Raw genomic sequence first — 17149 nt, 5'->3', positions numbered from 1 at the left:
GCTGAATCCGCCGCCGAAGCGGCGGCGCGCGGTGCTACAGCGAACAGCCCACCAGCACCGGCTCCGGCACCAAGGTGATACCGAACGCCTCGTGCACACCGTCGCGGACCGTGCGGGCCAGCGCCAGAATGTCGGCGGTGCCGGCGCTCCCCCGGTTCGTCAGGGCCAGCGCATGTTTGGTGGACAGCCGACTCGGCGCGTCCGAGCCGGGATAACCCTTGCCGAAGCCGGCATTCTCGACCAGCCAGCCGGCCGCCAGCTTGACCCCGTCATCGGCCGGATAGTGCGGAACCGGACCGTGCCAGCGCGCCTGCAGCTCGTCGAACCGTTCGGCGGAAATCACGGGATTGGTGAAAAACGATCCGACACTCCAGGTGTCGTGGTCGTCGGCGTCGAGCACCATGCCCTTGCGGGCGCGCAACGCCAGCACGGTGTCGCGCACCTCGGCCGGTGCGGCCCGCTCCCCCGGCGTCACACCGAGCGCCCCGGTCAGCTCCGCGTACCGCAGTGGCGCCGAACGACCGTCCGCGTCGAGGGCGAACTCGACCTCCAGCACCACCGCGTCCGACGAGTTCTTCAGATTGCTGTGCCGGTAGCCGAGCCCGAGTTCACCGGCAGGCACCCAGCGCACGTCCGAGCTTCGACGGTCCAGCAGCCGAACCCGGGTCAGATAGTCGGCCACCTCCACGCCGTACGCGCCGACGTTCTGCACCGGAGTAGCGCCCGCTGAGCCGGGAATGCCGGACAGGCACTCCAGCCCGCCCAGGCCGGCTTCGACGGCTGCCACGACGACGTCGTCCCAGACCGCACCGGCCTCGGCGCGCAGCAGGCCACCGTCGGTGCTGATGGCTCGGTTGGCCAGCAACACGACCGTCAGGCCCGCCAGATCATCGGCAAGCACGACATTGGACCCGCCCGCCAGGACCAGAACCTGCCCCTCGGTGTCGACGGCCCGCAGCGTCGCGACGATCTGTTCAGTGGTGGTGCAGGTGATCAGGCGGCGCGCGACCGGACCGACCCGCAGGGTGGTCAACGGAGCCAGCGGCACGTTCTCGGCAACCGCCGCGCCGCCGTACAACTTCCCTGCTGCCACGGCCCGTAACGGTAGCCTCACGACTTATGCCGCGCTCATTCGACATGGCCACCGATTACGAGGGCAGCGTCGAACAGGTGCATCGGGCTTTACTCGACGAGCAATACTGGCTGGCCCGACTCGCCGATTCCGGTGCCGACCACGCGTCACTCGACTCGATTCGGTTGACGTCCAACGGCGGCGTCGACGTGGCGACCACCCAGGTGCTGCGGGTCGACCGGCTGCCGGCCGTGGTCACGCAGTTCCACCACGGCGATCTCGAGATTCGCCGGGTGGAGAGCTGGACCGGACTGGTCGACGGCAAGGCCGGCGCCACCGTCAGCGGCACCATCCCCGGCGCGCCGGTGACCTTGACCGGAAACGCACAGCTGAGACCCTCAGACCTGCAGGCGCAGTTGGCTTTTCACGCCACCGTCGAAGTACGCGTCCCACTGGTCGGCGGCAAGATCGAGAACTTCATCGGCCACCAGCTCGTCGACCTGCTGATCGCCGAGCAACAGTTCACCACCAGGTGGATCGGCGAGAACGGCTGACGCCACAGGTACGGTTGGGCTCATGTCCCGCCGCATGGACTACGTCATCGGGCTCGACAAGCCCGTGGCCGACCTCTACCAGAGCTTCACCAGCCGCGAGTACTGGGAAGACCTGATCGCCGAACACCAGCAGCACACCGATTCGGAAATGACGCATTTCCACTCGGACGCGGGCGGCACCGACATCGTGTTCACCCACACGGTGTCGCGCCGGGACATGCCGTCGATGATCGCCGCGGTGGTTCCGTTGCGGCTCACCATCACCCGCGAGCAGCACTTCGCTCCGTTCGACCCCGCCACGAACTCGGCCGACGGGCACTACCGGGCACTGGTGCCCGCAGCCCCGATGAACTTCGACGGCACCTACGTGCTGCAGCAGACCGCCGCGGGCAGCGAACTGCGGCTGAGCAGTCTGTGCAAGGTCAACGTGCCACTCGTCGGCGGCAAGATCGAGAAGTGGGTACTCGACGGATTGCGCGGATTGTTCGACAACGAACGAGATTTCACCCGCGACTGGATCGCCAGCCATTACTAGACCGCCACGCCCGGTCGGCGTTCCCACCCGCGGCACCACCAACGCCAACCGGTTGCGCCGCGCCGATCGCTGGATGGTGAACTCGCCGCGGGTGCGCGCGGCTTTGGAGTCGGCTACCGACCCGGTGGTCGTGGACCTTGGATACGGCCGATTACCGGTCACCACACTGGAATTGGCGACCCGCCTGCGCGCGGTCCGGTCCGACGTCCGAGTGGTCGGACTGGAGATCGACCCGCAACGGGTGGTTCCTGACACCGACGGAGTGGAATTCAAGGTCGGCGGCTTCGAACTCGCAGGCCTGCAACCAGTTCTGGTGCGAGCGTTCAACGTGCTGCGTCAGTATCCCGAGGCCGCGGTGGACGAAGCCTGGGCGCAGATGCGGAGTCGGCTGGGCCCGGGCGGTCTGATCGTCGACGGCACCTGCGACGAGCTCGGCCGTCGCTGCTGCTGGGTGCTGCTCGACGGCGACGGTCCGGTGAGCCTGACCCTGGCCTGCGATCCCCGGCATATCGACCGGCCGTCGGATCTGGCCGAACGTTTACCGAAAGTGCTTATCCATCACAATGTTCCGGGCCAACCCATTCACACGCTGCTGTCGTCGGCGGACCGTGCGTGGGCGACGGCGGCGGGGCATTCGGTGTTCGGTCCGCGGGACCGCTGGCGCGCGATGCTCACCGAACTGGCTGCGACGGGTGTGCCCATCGAGCCGCAGCGGCGGGCTGTCCGCGATGCCGTGCTCACCGTGCCCTGGTCGGCGGTCGCTCCCGACGTAGGCTGAACGTATGCGGATTGCGCTGGCCCAACTGCTCTCGGACACCGACCCGGCCGTGAACCTGAAGCTGGTCGAGGACTACACCCGCCGCGCCGCCGACGCCGGTGCCCGGCTGGTGGCCTTCCCGGAAGGCACCATGTGCCGTTTCGGTGTGCCGCTGGCCGCGGTCGCCGAGCCGCTGGACGGGCCATGGGCCAACGACGTGCGCCGTATCGCGCAGAGCGCGGGCATCACCGTGCTGGCAGGGATGTTCACCCCCGCACCCGACGGCCGGGTCACCAACACGATCCTCGCGGTCGGGCCGGACGTCGATGCGCACTATCACAAGATCCACATGTACGACGCGTTCGGATTTGCCGAATCCGATGCCGTCGCGCCCGGCCGCGAACCGGTGGTGATCACCGTCGGCGATGTCAGGGTCGGGATCACCCTCTGCTACGACATCCGCTTCCCCGCCCTCTACGCCGAGCTCGCGGACCGCGGAGCGCAGCTGATCACCGTGCACGCCTCGTGGGGTGCGGGGCCCGGCAAATTGGACCAGTGGACCCTGCTGGCCCGCGCCCGCGCCCTGGACTCGCAGTCTTTCGTCGCCGCCGTCGACCAGGGCTACCCGGGTGACGAGCTGGCGACGTCGACCAAGGCGCCGACCGGTGTCGGCGGCAGCGTGGTCGCCTCGCCCCTCGGTGAGGTGGTGGCGTCGGCGGGTGACGATCCGCAGCTTCTGGTGACCGATATCGACATCGACCGGGTCGCGCCGGCGCGGGAAACGCTCGCGGTGCTGCGTAACCGCTCAGAGTTCGCTCAGATTGATAAGGCAGAATCGCGCGGGTGACGAATCCGCCACAGGGCCCCAACCATCCCGTCGGCCCGGGCGACCCGACCACGCCGGCCTGGGCCGCACAGGGTCAGGGCACCCCCACCGAGTACATCCCCCGACCGGGCAGCCCCGCCGACGCGCCGACTCAGCACATCCCGCACCAGCCGCCGCCGTCGCAGACACCGCCACCGGCGCCCCCGGGTGAACAACCCGACGAGGGCAAGCGGAGATTCCTGCGCGACCCGCTGTCGATCGTCCTGGTTCTGATCATCGTCGTGGCCGTGGTGATCGCCGGCCTGCTCGGCACCGAGCTCTACGTCCGCCACGAGGCCGACACCGTGGTGTCCCGGGCCGTCTCCTGCGTGGTGCAGGACCAGGCCGACGTCTCGTTCGGCGCCCGCCCCTTCCTGCTGCAGCACCTCTCGCGGCACTACAGCGACATCCACGTCGAAACCGCGGGCAATCAGATTCGCGGGGCCAAGGGCATGAAGCTCGACCTGTGGCTCGATGACATCCGGATCCAGCAGACGGCCGACTCGGCGGGCACGATGGGCTCGCTGGACGCGACCATCAAGTGGACCAAGGACGGCATCAAGGAGACCGTGCAGAACGCCATCCCGTTCTTCGGCAGCCTGATCAGCGGGGTGAAGACGTCGCCGTCGGACGGCACCATCGAGTTGCAGAGCGCGATGGGGGCGATCACGACCAAGCCCGCGGTGTCCAACGGTGGTCTGACGCTTCAGGTGACGAACCTGACCGGGCTGGGCTTCACGCTGCCCAAGGAAACCGTGCAGCCCGCGTTGGACGCGTTCATGTCCACGCTGACGAAGAACCTGCCGATGGGCATTCACGCCGACAGCGTGTCGGTCACCGACGACGGCGTCACCGCCAAGTTCGTCACCCAGAACGCGACGATCCCGAACGGCCAGCAGGACCCCTGCTTCCAGGGCGTCTAGCCGGATAGGCCGTCGAGCACCGCGCGCGTCCCGGACAGTCCCAGCCGGGTCGCGCCGGCGTCGAGCATCGCCAGCGCATGCTCTGCAGTCCGGATACCGCCGCTGGCTTTGACGCCGAGCCGGCCGCCGACGGTGCTCGCCATGAGTTCGATCGCGACCACTGATGCGCCGCCGGCGGGGTGGAAGCCGGTGGACGTCTTGACGAAGTCGGCGCCGGATTCTTCGGCGGCCCGGCACACCGCGATCAAGGTGTCCTCGTCGGCGAGGCTCAGCAGCGCGGCCGATTCGACGATGACCTTAAGCACCGCGCCCGGTACCGCAGCTCGGACCGTCGCGATGTCGGCGGCGACGTCGGCGAAGTTGCCGGCCAGCGCCGCCCCGACGTCGATGACCATGTCGATTTCGCTGGCGCCGTCGTCGACCGCTGCCGCGGCTTCCCGGGCCTTGATGTCTGGCAGATGCTTGCCCGACGGGAAACCGGCCACGGCGGCGATGGCGAGATTCGTGCGCTGGGCCCTGGCCGAGTTGGCCGTAGACACCATCGACGGGGACACGCACACCGCCAGCACGCCCAGTTCGGCGGCTTCCTCGACCAGGGCGACGACATCAGCCTCGGTGGCTTCGGGCTTGAGCAGCGTGTGATCGACCAGTGCGGCGACCTCGGCTCGGAGCTCTTCCCCGGGTCGCTCCGCTCCTGCCCACCCGTCCCGCATCAGAAGGGCTCCTCCAGACCACCGGGGTTACAGCCGGTGGCCGTCATCGTCTGGTCGTCGACCACGGGCCGCCATGGCTCGAGATTCCAGCTGGTCTTGCCGGGTTGGCCGATCTCGGCGAACCGGAAGTGGCAGACGAACTGGTCCCGCATGCCGGGCAGGTCGGCTTCGGGCGCCAGGGCCAGCACCTCGCCCCACGCTTCATCGATATCGGTCTGTGGCTTGAGCAGCTGTCCGGCCACCGAACGGCCGGCCGGGGTTGGATACACCCGCAGGCTCTTCAGATCTCCCCACGCAGCCCAGGTGACGTGGTCGATGTACGGCGGAGCGGGGGTGGGCGTGGCAGCGGCCGGAGCGGCGAGGCTCAGCCCCGCCGGGACGGCCAGCAGCACAGCGGCCAGGCGGTGTCGAGCGCTCAGCGCGACTTCCCCTGAACCTCGAGCAGCTTGGGCCGCACGTCCACCAGGTAGACGCCGGTCGCCACGGCGGCGATCGCCACACCCGTGACACCCAGGAACAGCGACAACAGACCCGCGACGCCGAGAATCACCAGCCAGACCGGCTTGGTGAGCTTCTCGGCCGCAGGATAGGCATCCGGCCGCTGCATCGCCGCATTGACGAACGCATAGATGGTCACCGCGGTGACCACCCAGAAGACCACCTGAAGAACAAGACCCGCCACACCTTGCAGCATCACGGCTACAAGCGTAGGCGGGTCTTGTCCTTACCGGCGAATTACTTCTGGGTGACCTTCTTGGCCGGGGCCTTCTTGGCGGGAGCCTTCTTGGCGGCAGCCTTGGCCGGAGCGGCCTTCTTGGCCGGCGCCTTCTTGGCCGGGGCGGCCTTGGTGGCGGGGGCCTTCTTGGCGGGCAGCTCGACGCCGACCAGCTTGGCGGCACGCTCGCCGACGGCGCGGGTCTGCGACGACACGTTGCCCAGAGCCTCCTGGGTCAGCTCGACGGCCTGGTCGACGTAGCCCTCGGCACGGGCGGAGAGGTCTTTGAGGTCGCCCTGGTTGCGCAGGCGCTCCAAGGCGGCCTCACCGCGCTCGACGAGGTTGTTGTAGGTCGCGGTGGCCTGCTCGACGTAGCCCTCGGCGGCCTTACGCAGCTCCTCGCTGGACAGCCGGCCGCGCAGCTCCTCGGCACGCTGCGGCAGGTCTTCCTGCAGCTTGGTCAGCGCGGCGCGACGCTCCTCGACGCGGGTGCTGGCCTCGCTGCGGGCCTCTTCGGCACGCTCACGCAGGGTCGCGAGGATCTCGTTGACGGTGGCCAGGGCCAGGTCGGCAGCGCCTACGGCGGCGAGCAGCGGGGCCTTCAGGTCTTCGACATTGGGGTTGTTCTCAGCCATTGTGTGGCTCCTTTCGAGATTTAAATGTGTTGTCAGTTAGAGGTTTTCGTCAGTTGCTGGTCTGTTACTCAGTGAGGAGCTCCTCACGGGCAGCTTCGTTCTGCTGACAGAACGACGTGTAGATGTCGAGCAGCACCTGCTTCTGACGCTCGGTGATCGCGGTGTCGCCGATGATCGCGTCGTGCACCTGACTGGCCTCTCCGGGCTCGAGGATTCCGGCCCGGATGTAGAGCACCTCGGCCGAAAGCCTCAGCGCCTTGGCAATCTGGCTCAGCACCTCCGCCGACGGCTTCCGCAGTCCCCGTTCGATCTGACTGAGGTATGGGTTGCTGACACCGGCCTTCTCGGCCAACTGCCGCACCGAAACCTGAGCGGCTTCACGCTGCGCCCTAATGAAGCCCCCGATGTCATGCGCGGCATTCGACACCACGGCTTGAAGATCGCCTTCTTGAGCCATTGGTTCGCCTCCCGTCGCATTTGGGTATCCGATGCGTACGAGTGCCACACTACGCGTGGGTGCTAACTTTTGCAAGCACCTGCTAGCGCTGGTCAGAACAGTATTTGCGCGACGGTATAGATAATCAGGCCGGCCAACGCACCCACCACAGTGCCATTGATTCGGATGAATTGCAGGTCACGGCCGACGTGTAATTCGATGCGGCGGCTGGCCTCGTCGGCGTCCCAACGCTCAATGGTGTCGGTGATGATCGTGGTGATCTCTGCCCCGTATTGGCCGACCAGGTGCTGGGCCCCGCGGACGATCCAGTTGTCCACCTTGTCGCGCAGCTCGGCGTCGTCGCGCAGCGACTCCCCGATCCGCATCACCGAGTCGGTGACGCGCGTGCGCAGCGTGCTGTTCGGATCGTCCACGCCCTCGAGTACCAAGCGCTTCAACGTCTTCCACGCCGTCTCGGCAGCACGCGCGACCTCGTCGCGTTCCATCAGCTGCTCTTTGACCGCCTCCGCACGCGCGATCGTCGCATCGTCGTTCTGCAGGTCGTTGGCGAACTCGAAGAGGAATCGGTTAGCCGATTGGCGCAGTTCATGATTCGGGTTGCGGCGCACCTTGTCGGTGAAATCCATCAGCTCGCGATGGATCCGGTCACCGACCAGCTGGTCGACGAATCGCGGTGACCAGCTGGGTGAATCCCGGGTGACGACGCGTTCGATCGTGTCGCCGGCGTTCAGCGCCCATTCGAAGGCACGGTCACACAGCAGCTGAATCAAGGCTTCCTGGCGGTTCTCGGCCAGTAGTTGGGCCAGCACCCGACCCACCGGCGGACCCCACTGCGGTTCGGCAAGCCGCCGGACGATGGTGCGGTCGATGACCTGCTGGATGTCGTCGTCGTTGAGCAGTTCCACGACGACCCGCAACACGGTGCCGGCCTCGCTGGCCACCCGTTCGGCATGCGACGGTTCTGACAGCCACTTGCCAAGGCGGCCGGCCACTTCCGCGTCGCGCAGCTTGGTCTCCACCACCGCGGGCGACAGGAAGTTCTCCCGCACGAAGGCGCCTAGGCCCTCGCCGAGCTGATCCTTCTTGCGTTTGATGATCGCGGTGTGCGGGATCTTCAGCCCGAGCGGATGACGAAAGAGCGCGGTGACGGCGAACCAGTCGGCCAGCGCGCCCACCATCCCGGCTTCGGCGGCGGCGCCCACATAGCCGATCCAGGCCGGCCCGCCCTGGGCTTGACCCCACCGGCAGGCCAGGAAGATCAGCGTCGCGCCGATCAGGAACCCCAGCGCGACGGCCTTCATCCGGCGCAGTGCTCGGCGCCGCTGCGCGTCCGCCTCGGGGTCGGCCCCGGCGAACGATTCCGCAAACGACGTACCTGCGCGCACTACCTCGGTCGGCAACGCCGGAAGGCGATGTTTGGCTGCCACTCCACCATCATCCGCTATCGCGGGACCCAGTTAATGTGACGGTGCCCATTGATTAGACCGTAGAATCGTTTCGAACGAGGGGAACGGACTCCGCGATAGTGGCACAGAAGATGAGCCATGGCCTGGAAAACGCCCGGGCCAAGACCGACGGTCGCAAGCGACGCTGGCACCAACACAAGGTCGAACGCCGCACCGAGTTGGTGGACGGCGCGCTCGAGGCTATCCGCCGCCGCGGCCGCGACGTCAGCATGGACGAGATAGCTGCGGAAATCGGTGTCTCGAAGACCGTCCTGTACCGCTATTTCGTCGACAAGAACGACCTCACCACCGCGGTGATGATGCGCTTCGCGCAGACCACGCTGATCCCCAACATGGCCGCCGCGCTGTCGTCCAACATGGACGGATTCGATCTCACCCGCGAGATCATCCGGGTCTACGTGGACACCGTCGCCTCCGAGCCGGAGCCGTACCGGTTCGTGATGGCAAACAGTTCCGCCAGCAAAAACAAAGTCATCGCCGACTCGGAGCAAATCATCGCCAGGATGCTCGCCGTGGTGCTGCGCAGACGTATGCAGCGGGCCGGCATGGACACCGGCGGTGTCGAGCCCTGGGCCTACCTGATCGTCGGCGGCGTGCAGCTGGCAACCCACTCGTGGATGTCAAACCCGCGGATGACCAGCGATGAGCTGATCGACTATCTGACGATGCTGTGCTGGAACGCGCTATGCGGCATCGTCGAGGCGGGCGGCTCGCTGGACAGGTTCAGCTCCGGCCCGCATCCGTCGCCGGCGCTGCCGCCGCTCACTTGAGATACGGGCCGAGCAAGGTATCCCACGAACTGCTCAGCTTGGTGTATTCGTCCTCGCAGCCGTCGGCGCGATCCTGCGGAAGCGCGCCACTGCTGACCAGATCGGCGTTGCCCTTGGGATCGGCGCCGTAGACCCAGCATTCGAGGTTGTACATCCGGGCCAGGTCCAGGGTGTGCACGTCGGCGAGCTGGCCCTCGTCGATCTCGCCGCCCTTCTGCTCGCTGTAGCCCTTGAATTCCCGGGCGAAGTCCTTGACCGCCTGCACCGACGCCGGGTCGATCTTGCCGTCCGGGCCGGGCGCCAGCAGGGTGTAGGCGGCCAGCTGATCGGCGACGTCCTCCTCCCGGCCGGTCACCGGCAGGTCGTAGATGTCGATCACCATGTGTCCGGTCTCGTGGTAGAACGTCGCGATCTCGGAGTTGATCGCCGAGGCCTTCGGGTCGGGGTCACCGGCTTTGGTGTAGATGTCCACCGCGTCGGCTGCGTCCTCGTAGCAGATCGTCACCGACTTGGCGTCAGGGCTCCAATACGCATTGGCCGTCCCGCATTGCTTGCCGATCAACGGGATGTCGTAGGGCAGCTTCATCGAGGACGTGATGCCGTCGGCCAGGTCCTCCAGCAGGTGATCGTTCTTGAGGAGGTCGCGACCGGTGACCGCCTCCGGCGAGGTCGCGTCCTCGTAGGTCGCGGTCATCTTGCCGGGCCAGTCCTTGTCGTCGGCCGACGCGTCGGGCATCCCGTTGTTGTTGACGTCGGCTTGGCCGGACGGTTGAGGCGAGGCTTCGGCCGTCGCGGGCACAGCCGCCGACGGCGATGACGACGGCTTGGCCGAGTTGTCGTGTCCACAACCGGCAGCGGCGATCGCGAGCGAGAGCACCGCGACGCCGATCCAACAGGTTCGTACCCGCACCAGATCCCCCAGACTCAGCCACACATAAGCCAGATGATGTTAACTGCCCGACCGTCAAAAAGGCGCGCAAGCGCCGAGGAGGCGCAACCTCCCCTGAAACTGCCGCGCATCCTGTAGAACAAACCTTCGGGGCAGCCCCCGAGATATGCCTTCGGGCGGAATGGTTTCGCGTCATAGGGGTCTAGGAGGCCGGGGTGGACAACGACAACGCCGCAAAGTTCCGTAAGCCAGCAGCGATGATGGCCGCGGTCGCGGTATCGATGTCTGCTCTGTTTGCTGGTACTGCGGTGGCCGCGGCGGACCCGTTCGGCGACGACGATGGTGGCGGCAGCAGCTTCAGCGGCGGGGACGACGGCGGCAGCGTGCCCGAAGCCCCGTCCGGCGGTGGCGTCGAGGAACCCTCGGGCGGCGGTCTGCACGAGGAGCCGGGCGGCGTCGAGGAGCCCTCGGGCGGAGTTCACGACGAGCCTGGCGGCACGCACGACGAGCCCGGCGGCACCCACGACGAGCCCGGCGGAGGACTCCATGACGAGCCCGGCGGAGCTGAACCGGCCCCCGGTGGAACCCACGACGAACCTGGTGGCACGGAATCTTCGGGCGGCGGGACTAACGAAGCGCCCGGCACGCAGGCGCCGTCGGCCGACGGCGGCATCGTCGAGCCCGCGGAGCCGGACGTCACGCGCGAGGACGTGACCACAGCCGAGTCCTCGGAGGTCACGACGACGACGTCCACCGAGGTGACTTCCGAGGAGGTCACCACCTACCAGGAGTCGGTCTCGACGACGGTGAGCACCTCGACCCTCACTACCGGGATGACGCTGAGTAGCCCAGTGACACTGTGGAATTCGAGCTGGATCAGCTACGACCGCTTCTACCGGCCGGTGTTCACCAACCCGTACCGCACGCCGCTGTCGATTCTGTACGACTACGGCGGTCGCACCCAGGTCTTCACCGTCGCGCCGCTTCAGCGGGCCACGCTGAACGTCCCGAACACCGGCACCTACAACTTCACCGCAATGACGCGCCCGGCGTCGGGACCGGCCACCAACCTGTCCGTCGGCAGTTTCTCGGGTGGCGGCTACGAGCCGGCGCCCGGCCAGGCGCCACCACAGAAGCCGGCGCCGGTGAAGACCCAGAAGAACGTGCTGGTTCAGGTGAAGTTCGACCGCGGGCAATCCGAGCCGTTCCGCGTGAAATCGCTGACCGACCTGGGCAAGGATCCCGCCAACAACAACGCCGTCAAGGTGCTGCTCGACGAAGAGGTGCCAGCCTGGGGCCAATGGTCGAAGACCGACAAGGGCGAAGCGGTGTTCGTCATCAACGAGACACAGCTGCTGCCGGGCATTCAACGCCCGGGCCAGGAGCCGCTACCCGGCTACAACGTGAAGCTGACCGCGGCATCGGAGTCGACGTCGTGGATCGACAAGAACAAGACGGTCCTCATCAGCGTCGCTGTCGCGGCGGGCGTGCTGGCGCTCGCCGTGGTGGGATTCATGCTGGTTTCGCGCCGTCGCGATACAGGCGCGTGATCGAGGATTAGTCTCGTCGGCTATGAGTGATCTTCCGTCGCAATGGACCCACGAGCCGCGCAAGGTTTTGCGGTTCAATCCGGGTGACAAGGTCGCCGACATCGACACCGACTCCACTCCGGGATATTCCGACGGCAAGGACGGGTCGGAAGAGTTGCAGGACGAACGCAATGAGCGGTTCGCGGGCCTGCAGGAGATGCTCTACGCCAACGGCCGCGCCGGCGACAACCGCTCACTGCTGTTGGTCTTGCAGGGCATGGACACCGCAGGCAAGGGCGGAACCGTCAAACACGTTGTGGGAGCGGGCAATCCGCAAGGTATTCACTACACGAGTTTCGGCGTGCCGACCGAGGAGGAGCGCGCCCACCACTACCTGTGGCGGATCCGCAAGGCGCTGCCCGCCGCAGGCAACATCGGCGTGTTCGACCGGTCCCACTACGAGGACGTGCTGGTCGTCCGGGTGCACGAGTTGGTTCCTCGTGAAGTCTGGGAAAAGCGCTACGACGAGATCAACACGTTCGAGAAGGAGCTCGTCGACTCCGGGACGACCATCGTCAAATGCGCGATGTTCGTCTCCCTCGACGAGCAGAAGAAGCGCCTCTCCGAACGCCTCGAACGGCCGGACAAGTACTGGAAGTACAACCCCGGCGACGTGGCCGAGCGCAAGCTGTGGCCGGCGTACCAGGAGGCGTATCAGGCTGTGCTGGACCGGACTTCGACCGACTACGCGCCGTGGTTCGTCATCCCGTGCGACAAGAAGTGGTACTCGCGGTTGGCGATCAACGAGTTGCTCATCGAAGCTCTCAAGGGGATGAAGCTGGAGTGGCCGCCCGCCGACTTCGACGTCGAGGCCGAGAAGAAGAAGCTCGCCGAGGCTTAGCCTTTGACCAGGGTGAACTGGCCGATGTTGGTGATACCGCGACGGAAGAAGTCCGCGCAGCCGGTCAAATACCTCATGTAGCGGTCGTAGATCTCCGCCGAGGTGATCGCAATCGCCTCGTCACGGTTGGCCACCAGCTTCGCCGCCCACATGTCCAACGTGCGCGCGTAGTGATGCTGCAGCAGGTGGATGCGCTCGAGAGTGAAGCCCGAGTCGACGGCCAGCTGCTCGATGTCCTCGACGGCGGGCAGCCGCCCGCCAGGGAAGATTTCGTTCTCGATGAACTTCATGAACTTCAGATCGCTGATGGTGACCTTGATCCCGTTGTCGCGGAAGAACTTCTGCGTATGGGCCAGGATGGTGTGCAACAACATCCGGCCGTCAGCGGGAAGCAACGAGTAAGCCTTCTCAAAGAACAGCGGATACCGCTCGACCTTGAACGCCTCGAAGGCGCCGATGCTCACGATTCGGTCGACCGGCTCGTCGAATTCCTCCCAGCCCTGCAGCCGCACCTCGATCGAGCGGTCGGTGTCGAGCTTGGCCAGGCGCCGCCGGGCGTACTCGGATTGGTTTTTGCTCAGCGTGATCCCGATGACGTTGACGTCGTATTTCTGTACCGCCATCTCGAGCGCCCCGCCCCAGCCGCAGCCGACGTCGAGCAGCGTCATGCCGGGTTCCAGGTTGAGCTTGCCCAGCGCCAGGTCGAACTTGGCGGTCTGGGATTCGTCGAGCGTCATGTCTTCGCGCTCGTAGTAGCCACAGGTGTAGCCCATGGTGGGGCCGAGGAACAGGGCGAAGAAGTCGTCGGAGACGTCGTAGATCGATTGTGATTCCTCGTAGTAAGGAGTCAGATCCGTATCCACATCGACCATCGACAGCTACCTTCCACCAATTGGTTGCGTGGTCGAAGGCCGCGGAACGCAATGTTGCTGCGACGGACCCCCGACCGAACGGAGAGCCTAGCCAATCAGCGAAGGAAATGCATAAAGCGCGGAGCCAGCACCCGCTCAGTAGCTGTAGAAACCCTGGCCGGACTTCTTACCCAGCTGCCCGGCCTCGACCATGCGCAGGAGCAATGGCGGCGGGGCGTAGTGGGCGTCCTTGAGTTCTTCGTACATCGAGTCGGCGATGAGTTTCATGGTGTCCAGGCCGATGAGGTCCGAAAGGCGCAACGGGCCCATCGGGTGCGACAGGCCGGCCACGATTGCCGTGTCGACGTCCTCGATGGTGGCCACCCCGGCCTCGACCATGCGGATGGCGGACAGCAGGTAGGGCACCAGCAGCGCGTTGACGACGAATCCGGAGCGGTCGCCGCAGCGCACCACCTTCTTGCCGAGCACCTCGCCGGCGAACTGCTCGACGCGGGCGATGGCGGCCTCGGAGGTGACCAGCGTGTTGATCAGCTCGACGAGCGGCAGCACCGGCACCGGGTTGAAGAAGTGCAAGCCCAACACCCGGCTCGGATTCTTGGTCGCCGCAGCGATTTTCATGATCGGGATGCTCGAGGTGTTGGACGCGAGCACAGCGTCGGGGTCGGTGATGAGTTCGTCGAGCTGCGCGAAGATCTTGCCCTTGACGGCCTCGTCCTCGACGACGGCCTCGATCACCAGCTGGCGATCGGACAGCTCCGCGAGATCCGTGGTGAACGCCAGTCGCGCCAGCGTCGCATCGCGGTCGGCCTCCGAGAGCTTGCCCTTGCTCGTCGCGCGCTCCAGCGAGGAGGTGACGCGGTCACGGCCGGCGTTGATCAGCGCGTCAGTCGGCTCGTAGACGACGACGTTCGCGCCGGCCTTGGCACACACCTCGACGATGCCCGAGCCCATCTGTCCGGCTCCGACCACACCTACTCGTTCAATACTCACGAAGACACTTTCTACTAGAGGCGCCAGCAGACGCAAAAGTCCCCAACACGCGGTGGTGAAGGGGACCTTTGCGTCTGCTCGGTAGGGATTTAGTGGAACTGGCCCTCTTCGGTCGAGCCCGCGAGCGCCGTGGTGGAGCTGGTCGGGTCCACGGTGGTGGCGATCCGGTCGAAGTAGCCGGCGCCGACCTCGCGCTGGTGCTTGGTCGCGGTGTAACCGCGCTCCTCGGCGGCGAACTCGCGCTCCTGCAGCTCGACGTAGGCGCTCATCTGGTTGCGGGCGTAGCCGTAGGCCAGATCGAACATCGAGTAGTTCAGGGCGTGGAAGCCGGCCAGCGTGATGAACTGGAACTTGAAGCCCATCGCGCCGAGCTCCTTCTGGAACTTCGCGATCGTCGAGTCGTCCAGGTGCTGCTTCCAGTTGAACGACGGCGAGCAGTTGTAGGCCAGCATCTGGTCCGGGAACTCGCTCTTGACGCCCTCGGCGAACTTCGCCGCCAGCTCCAGGTCCGGGGTGCCGGTCTCCATCCAGATCAGATCGGAGTACGGCGCGTAGGCCTTGGCGCGGGCGATGCAGGGCTCGATGCCGTTGCGCACCCGGTAGAAGCCCTCGGCGGTGCGCTCACCGGTGATGAACGGCTGGTCGCGCTCGTCCACATCGGAGGTGATGAGCGTGGCGGCCTCGGCATCGGTACGGGCGATGACGACGGTGGGGACGTCGGCGACGTCGGCCGCGAGGCGGGCCGAGGTCAGGGTGCGGATGTGCTGCTGGGTCGGGATCAGCACCTTGCCACCGAGGTGGCCGCACTTCTTCTCCGACGCGAGCTGGTCTTCCCAGTGCGAACCGGCAACACCGGCGGCGATCATCGCCTTCTGCAGTTCGTACACGTTGAGCGCGCCACCGAAGCCGGCCTCACCGTCGGCGACGATCGGGGCCAGCCAGTTCTCCACCGAGGTGTCGCCCTCGACCTTGGCGATCTCGTCGGCGCGCAGCAGCGCGTTGTTGATGCGGCGCACGACCTGCGGCACCGAGTTGGCCGGGTAGAGGCTCTGGTCGGGGTAGGTGTGGCCGGACAGGTTCGCGTCACCGGCGACCTGCCAACCCGACAGGTAGATGGCCTTCAGGCCCGCGCGGACCTGCTGAACGGCCATGTTGCCGGTCAGCGCACCCAGCGCGTTCACGAACTCCATGTCGTGGAGCTGGTTCCACAGCACCTCGGCGCCGCGGCGGGCCAGGGTGGCCTCCTCGACGACACTGCCCTGCAGCGCGACGACGTCGGCCGGGGTGTAGGTACGGGTGATCCCCTTCCAGCGGGGATTGGTGTCCCAGTCCTTCTGGATTTCTTCTGGGCTCTTCGGCTGACCGACGTTGGACATCGCCTGCTCCTTCGGATCGAGGGCCACCTTGACTTGGAGTGAACTGTTAACGTCAACGCGGCTTGGCTGGTGTGCTGACACGAGCATGCCTCGCACCATTAGCGCAGTTCAAGCCATTAAGAGTGCCAATTTTCGCCAAGCAGGTCGGTAACTCTGCAAAGATTGCGAAGACAGCCAACACCTGAACCGGTTCAGAAGTTACCGTCCGGTAGCAGATACTCGCTGGTCAGTACGCCCGTACTGTTAAAACCACGGGGCTCAGAGCGCGAAGATTGATGCGACGGCTTTGACCTCTTCGCCGACGACGTATGTGAGCGTTCTAACAGTGCGATCGGCGAGCTCCGGGCCGAACTTGTCGGTCGAGCCGGGCGGGTAGACGTGCAGCAGAATTTCCAGCTTGTCGCCGAAGGCCACCGGCGCATCGTGCTCGATGGTGACGCGCAGCGGGGACTCGAAGAGCTCGGGGTGTGGCGCCAGGAACTCCTCGACGACCTTCCAGTACACCGAGTTGTTCACGTGGTCGAAGAGGTCGATGTCGCTGACGCGGATGGGGAAGTCGCGGATCTCGTTGGCGTCGTGCCGCGAGCCGGCGGTCAGATAGGCCTTCCACCGGAGCCGGTTGACGTCGGTGGTGCGCTGCAGTCCCTCGAGGAAGTCGTCGGCGATGCGGGCCGGGCCCTGCGTCTCGCGGTTGATGTTGATCCAGAAGGCCTCGGATTCGATCAATCCGCCCTTGCGGCCGTCGATCCGGACCCGCATCTCACACCAGCGGTTCGACGTACCCGAGCACCAGCGGCGCAGCCGCAGCATCTCCGGATACTCGATCGGACGGATCAGATCCACCATCGTGCGCCGGACGATCCACAGCGGGTGCGTTTCCTCGTGGCCCATCTCGCGGAGCTGGTCCTGGCCGACGTCCTGGATGTGCCTGCACGCGGCGTCCAGACGAAGCCGGGCTGCGCGATCGATATCACCGACCCGCAGCGGCCATTCGCGGTCGAACACGTCGGGATGCGGATCGGGAACCGGCATCAACACCTTCGCTAATCCAGTGCTGGTGGTGCTGCTGGTCATGTGGTGTGTCGTCCTCTCCGATCCCGTCCCAGCGCGATCATGCCAAAGGGCCTCAT

General features: G+C 66.1%; 20 protein-coding genes. 8 read left to right on the top strand and 12 right to left on the bottom strand.

Features of this window, described 5'->3' with window-relative positions:
* Positions 1–34: 34 nt before the first annotated feature.
* Positions 35–1114: a UDP-N-acetylmuramate dehydrogenase gene (locus tag K0O64_RS03590; RefSeq protein WP_083542727.1), complete on the bottom strand. Its 1080-nt coding sequence runs from the start codon at positions 1112–1114 to the stop codon at positions 35–37.
* Between the two features lie 5 nt (positions 1115–1119).
* On the opposite strand from K0O64_RS03590, the gene K0O64_RS03585 reads away from it, so the two are divergent.
* Genes K0O64_RS03585 through K0O64_RS03565 form a run of 5 tightly spaced genes read left to right on the top strand, consistent with a single transcriptional unit; the run spans position 1120 to position 4706 of the window.
* Positions 1120–1626 carry a DUF2505 domain-containing protein gene (locus K0O64_RS03585; protein WP_096309867.1) on the top strand — a complete coding sequence of 169 codons (507 nt, stop codon included), beginning with the start codon at positions 1120–1122 and terminating at the stop codon, positions 1624–1626.
* Positions 1627–1648: 22 nt separating this feature from the next.
* Positions 1649–2161, top strand: coding sequence for a DUF2505 domain-containing protein (locus K0O64_RS03580; protein WP_096309866.1), 513 nt, complete (start codon positions 1649–1651; stop codon positions 2159–2161).
* Positions 2154–2939: an SAM-dependent methyltransferase gene (locus K0O64_RS03575; RefSeq protein WP_071947730.1), complete on the top strand. Its 786-nt coding sequence runs from the start codon at positions 2154–2156 to the stop codon at positions 2937–2939. Before K0O64_RS03580 ends, K0O64_RS03575 begins: the two co-directional genes overlap by 8 nt.
* A 4-nt stretch (positions 2940–2943) precedes the next feature.
* Complete coding sequence (locus K0O64_RS03570; RefSeq protein WP_096309865.1) at positions 2944–3765, top strand: carbon-nitrogen hydrolase family protein; 822 nt, start codon at positions 2944–2946, stop codon at positions 3763–3765.
* Positions 3762–4706, top strand: coding sequence for an LmeA family phospholipid-binding protein (locus K0O64_RS03565; protein ID WP_083542729.1), 945 nt, complete (start codon positions 3762–3764; stop codon positions 4704–4706). The genes K0O64_RS03570 and K0O64_RS03565 overlap by 4 nt, the downstream gene beginning before the upstream one ends.
* Here the strand turns inward: K0O64_RS03565 and deoC are convergent.
* From deoC to K0O64_RS03535, 6 genes are all read right to left on the bottom strand, one after another.
* Positions 4703–5419 carry a deoxyribose-phosphate aldolase gene (gene deoC, locus K0O64_RS03560; protein WP_096309864.1) on the bottom strand — a complete coding sequence of 239 codons (717 nt, stop codon included), beginning with the start codon at positions 5417–5419 and terminating at the stop codon, positions 4703–4705. The genes K0O64_RS03565 and deoC overlap by 4 nt on opposite strands.
* On the bottom strand, positions 5419–5811 hold the full coding sequence (locus tag K0O64_RS03555) for a DUF2599 domain-containing protein (protein ID WP_096309863.1): 393 nt from the start codon (positions 5809–5811) through the stop codon (positions 5419–5421). Before K0O64_RS03555 ends, deoC begins: the two co-directional genes overlap by 1 nt.
* 23 nt (positions 5812–5834) lie before the next feature.
* Complete coding sequence (locus K0O64_RS03550) at positions 5835–6110, bottom strand: DUF2516 family protein (protein WP_174714158.1); 276 nt, start codon at positions 6108–6110, stop codon at positions 5835–5837.
* Between the two features lie 44 nt (positions 6111–6154).
* Positions 6155–6769 carry an aldehyde dehydrogenase family protein gene (locus K0O64_RS03545; protein WP_071947735.1) on the bottom strand — a complete coding sequence of 205 codons (615 nt, stop codon included), beginning with the start codon at positions 6767–6769 and terminating at the stop codon, positions 6155–6157.
* A gap of 64 nt (positions 6770–6833) precedes the next feature.
* Positions 6834–7226 (bottom strand): helix-turn-helix domain-containing protein, encoded by a 393-nt coding sequence (locus tag K0O64_RS03540; RefSeq protein WP_071947736.1) that lies wholly within the window; start codon positions 7224–7226, stop codon positions 6834–6836.
* A gap of 92 nt (positions 7227–7318) precedes the next feature.
* A complete protein-coding gene (locus K0O64_RS03535; protein WP_225933612.1) occupies positions 7319–8653 on the bottom strand; it encodes a DUF445 domain-containing protein in 1335 nt (444 codons plus the stop codon).
* Positions 8654–8763: 110 nt separating this feature from the next.
* Between K0O64_RS03535 and K0O64_RS03530 the strand changes: the two genes are divergently transcribed.
* Positions 8764–9462, top strand: a complete 699-nt coding sequence (locus tag K0O64_RS03530) for a TetR/AcrR family transcriptional regulator (protein WP_071950109.1) — start codon at positions 8764–8766, stop codon at positions 9460–9462.
* On the opposite strand, the gene K0O64_RS03525 is transcribed toward K0O64_RS03530, so the two are convergent.
* Positions 9455–10372 carry a DUF4344 domain-containing metallopeptidase gene (locus tag K0O64_RS03525; protein ID WP_220046465.1) on the bottom strand — a complete coding sequence of 306 codons (918 nt, stop codon included), beginning with the start codon at positions 10370–10372 and terminating at the stop codon, positions 9455–9457. The two genes, K0O64_RS03530 and K0O64_RS03525, sit on opposite strands and share 8 nt — an antisense overlap.
* 194 nt (positions 10373–10566) lie before the next feature.
* On the opposite strand from K0O64_RS03525, the gene K0O64_RS03520 reads away from it, so the two are divergent.
* Entirely contained in the window at positions 10567–11901 is a 1335-nt protein-coding gene (locus tag K0O64_RS03520) for a hypothetical protein (RefSeq protein ID WP_096309861.1), read from the top strand.
* A gap of 22 nt (positions 11902–11923) precedes the next feature.
* The gene (locus K0O64_RS03515; RefSeq protein WP_096309860.1) at positions 11924–12781 is read left to right on the top strand and encodes a polyphosphate kinase 2 family protein; all 858 of its coding nucleotides are present in this window, start codon (positions 11924–11926) and stop codon (positions 12779–12781) included.
* Here K0O64_RS03515 and K0O64_RS03510 read toward each other — a convergent pair.
* From K0O64_RS03510 to K0O64_RS03495, 4 genes are all read right to left on the bottom strand, one after another.
* Positions 12778–13653: a cyclopropane mycolic acid synthase family methyltransferase gene (locus K0O64_RS03510; protein WP_071947738.1), complete on the bottom strand. Its 876-nt coding sequence runs from the start codon at positions 13651–13653 to the stop codon at positions 12778–12780. The two genes, K0O64_RS03515 and K0O64_RS03510, sit on opposite strands and share 4 nt — an antisense overlap.
* 135 nt (positions 13654–13788) lie before the next feature.
* Complete coding sequence (locus tag K0O64_RS03505) at positions 13789–14643, bottom strand: 3-hydroxybutyryl-CoA dehydrogenase (protein ID WP_096309858.1); 855 nt, start codon at positions 14641–14643, stop codon at positions 13789–13791.
* Positions 14644–14732: 89 nt separating this feature from the next.
* Positions 14733–16019, bottom strand: a complete 1287-nt coding sequence (aceA, locus tag K0O64_RS03500) for an isocitrate lyase (RefSeq protein WP_071950112.1) — start codon at positions 16017–16019, stop codon at positions 14733–14735.
* Between the two features lie 258 nt (positions 16020–16277).
* Positions 16278–17093: an acyl-[acyl-carrier-protein] thioesterase gene (locus K0O64_RS03495; RefSeq protein WP_096309857.1), complete on the bottom strand. Its 816-nt coding sequence runs from the start codon at positions 17091–17093 to the stop codon at positions 16278–16280.
* Positions 17094–17149 lie beyond the last annotated feature (56 nt).

Source organism: Mycolicibacterium pallens, from assembly GCF_019456675.1.
Taxonomy (GTDB): Bacteria; Actinomycetota; Actinomycetes; order Mycobacteriales; family Mycobacteriaceae; genus Mycobacterium; species Mycobacterium crocinum.
This window is presented reverse-complemented; position numbering and strand designations above follow the sequence as displayed.

What these genes read in the sequence shown, in the direction of transcription:
- K0O64_RS03515 (WP_096309860.1), top strand. Translation starts at nt 11,924, where the DNA reads ATGAGTGATCTTCCGTCGCAATGGACCCACGAGCCGCGCAAGGTTTTG.
- K0O64_RS03495 (WP_096309857.1), bottom strand. Translation starts at nt 17,093, where the DNA reads ATGACCAGCAGCACCACCAGCACTGGATTAGCGAAGGTGTTGATGCCG.
- K0O64_RS03580 (WP_096309866.1), top strand. Translation starts at nt 1,649, where the DNA reads ATGTCCCGCCGCATGGACTACGTCATCGGGCTCGACAAGCCCGTGGCC.
- K0O64_RS03570 (WP_096309865.1), top strand. Translation starts at nt 2,944, where the DNA reads ATGCGGATTGCGCTGGCCCAACTGCTCTCGGACACCGACCCGGCCGTG.
- deoC (WP_096309864.1), bottom strand. Translation starts at nt 5,419, where the DNA reads ATGCGGGACGGGTGGGCAGGAGCGGAGCGACCCGGGGAAGAGCTCCGA.
- K0O64_RS03545 (WP_071947735.1), bottom strand. Translation starts at nt 6,769, where the DNA reads ATGGCTGAGAACAACCCCAATGTCGAAGACCTGAAGGCCCCGCTGCTC.
- K0O64_RS03530 (WP_071950109.1), top strand. Translation starts at nt 8,764, where the DNA reads ATGAGCCATGGCCTGGAAAACGCCCGGGCCAAGACCGACGGTCGCAAG.
- K0O64_RS03510 (WP_071947738.1), bottom strand. Translation starts at nt 13,653, where the DNA reads ATGGTCGATGTGGATACGGATCTGACTCCTTACTACGAGGAATCACAA.
- K0O64_RS03585 (WP_096309867.1), top strand. Translation starts at nt 1,120, where the DNA reads ATGCCGCGCTCATTCGACATGGCCACCGATTACGAGGGCAGCGTCGAA.
- aceA (WP_071950112.1), bottom strand. Translation starts at nt 16,019, where the DNA reads ATGTCCAACGTCGGTCAGCCGAAGAGCCCAGAAGAAATCCAGAAGGAC.
- K0O64_RS03540 (WP_071947736.1), bottom strand. Translation starts at nt 7,226, where the DNA reads ATGGCTCAAGAAGGCGATCTTCAAGCCGTGGTGTCGAATGCCGCGCAT.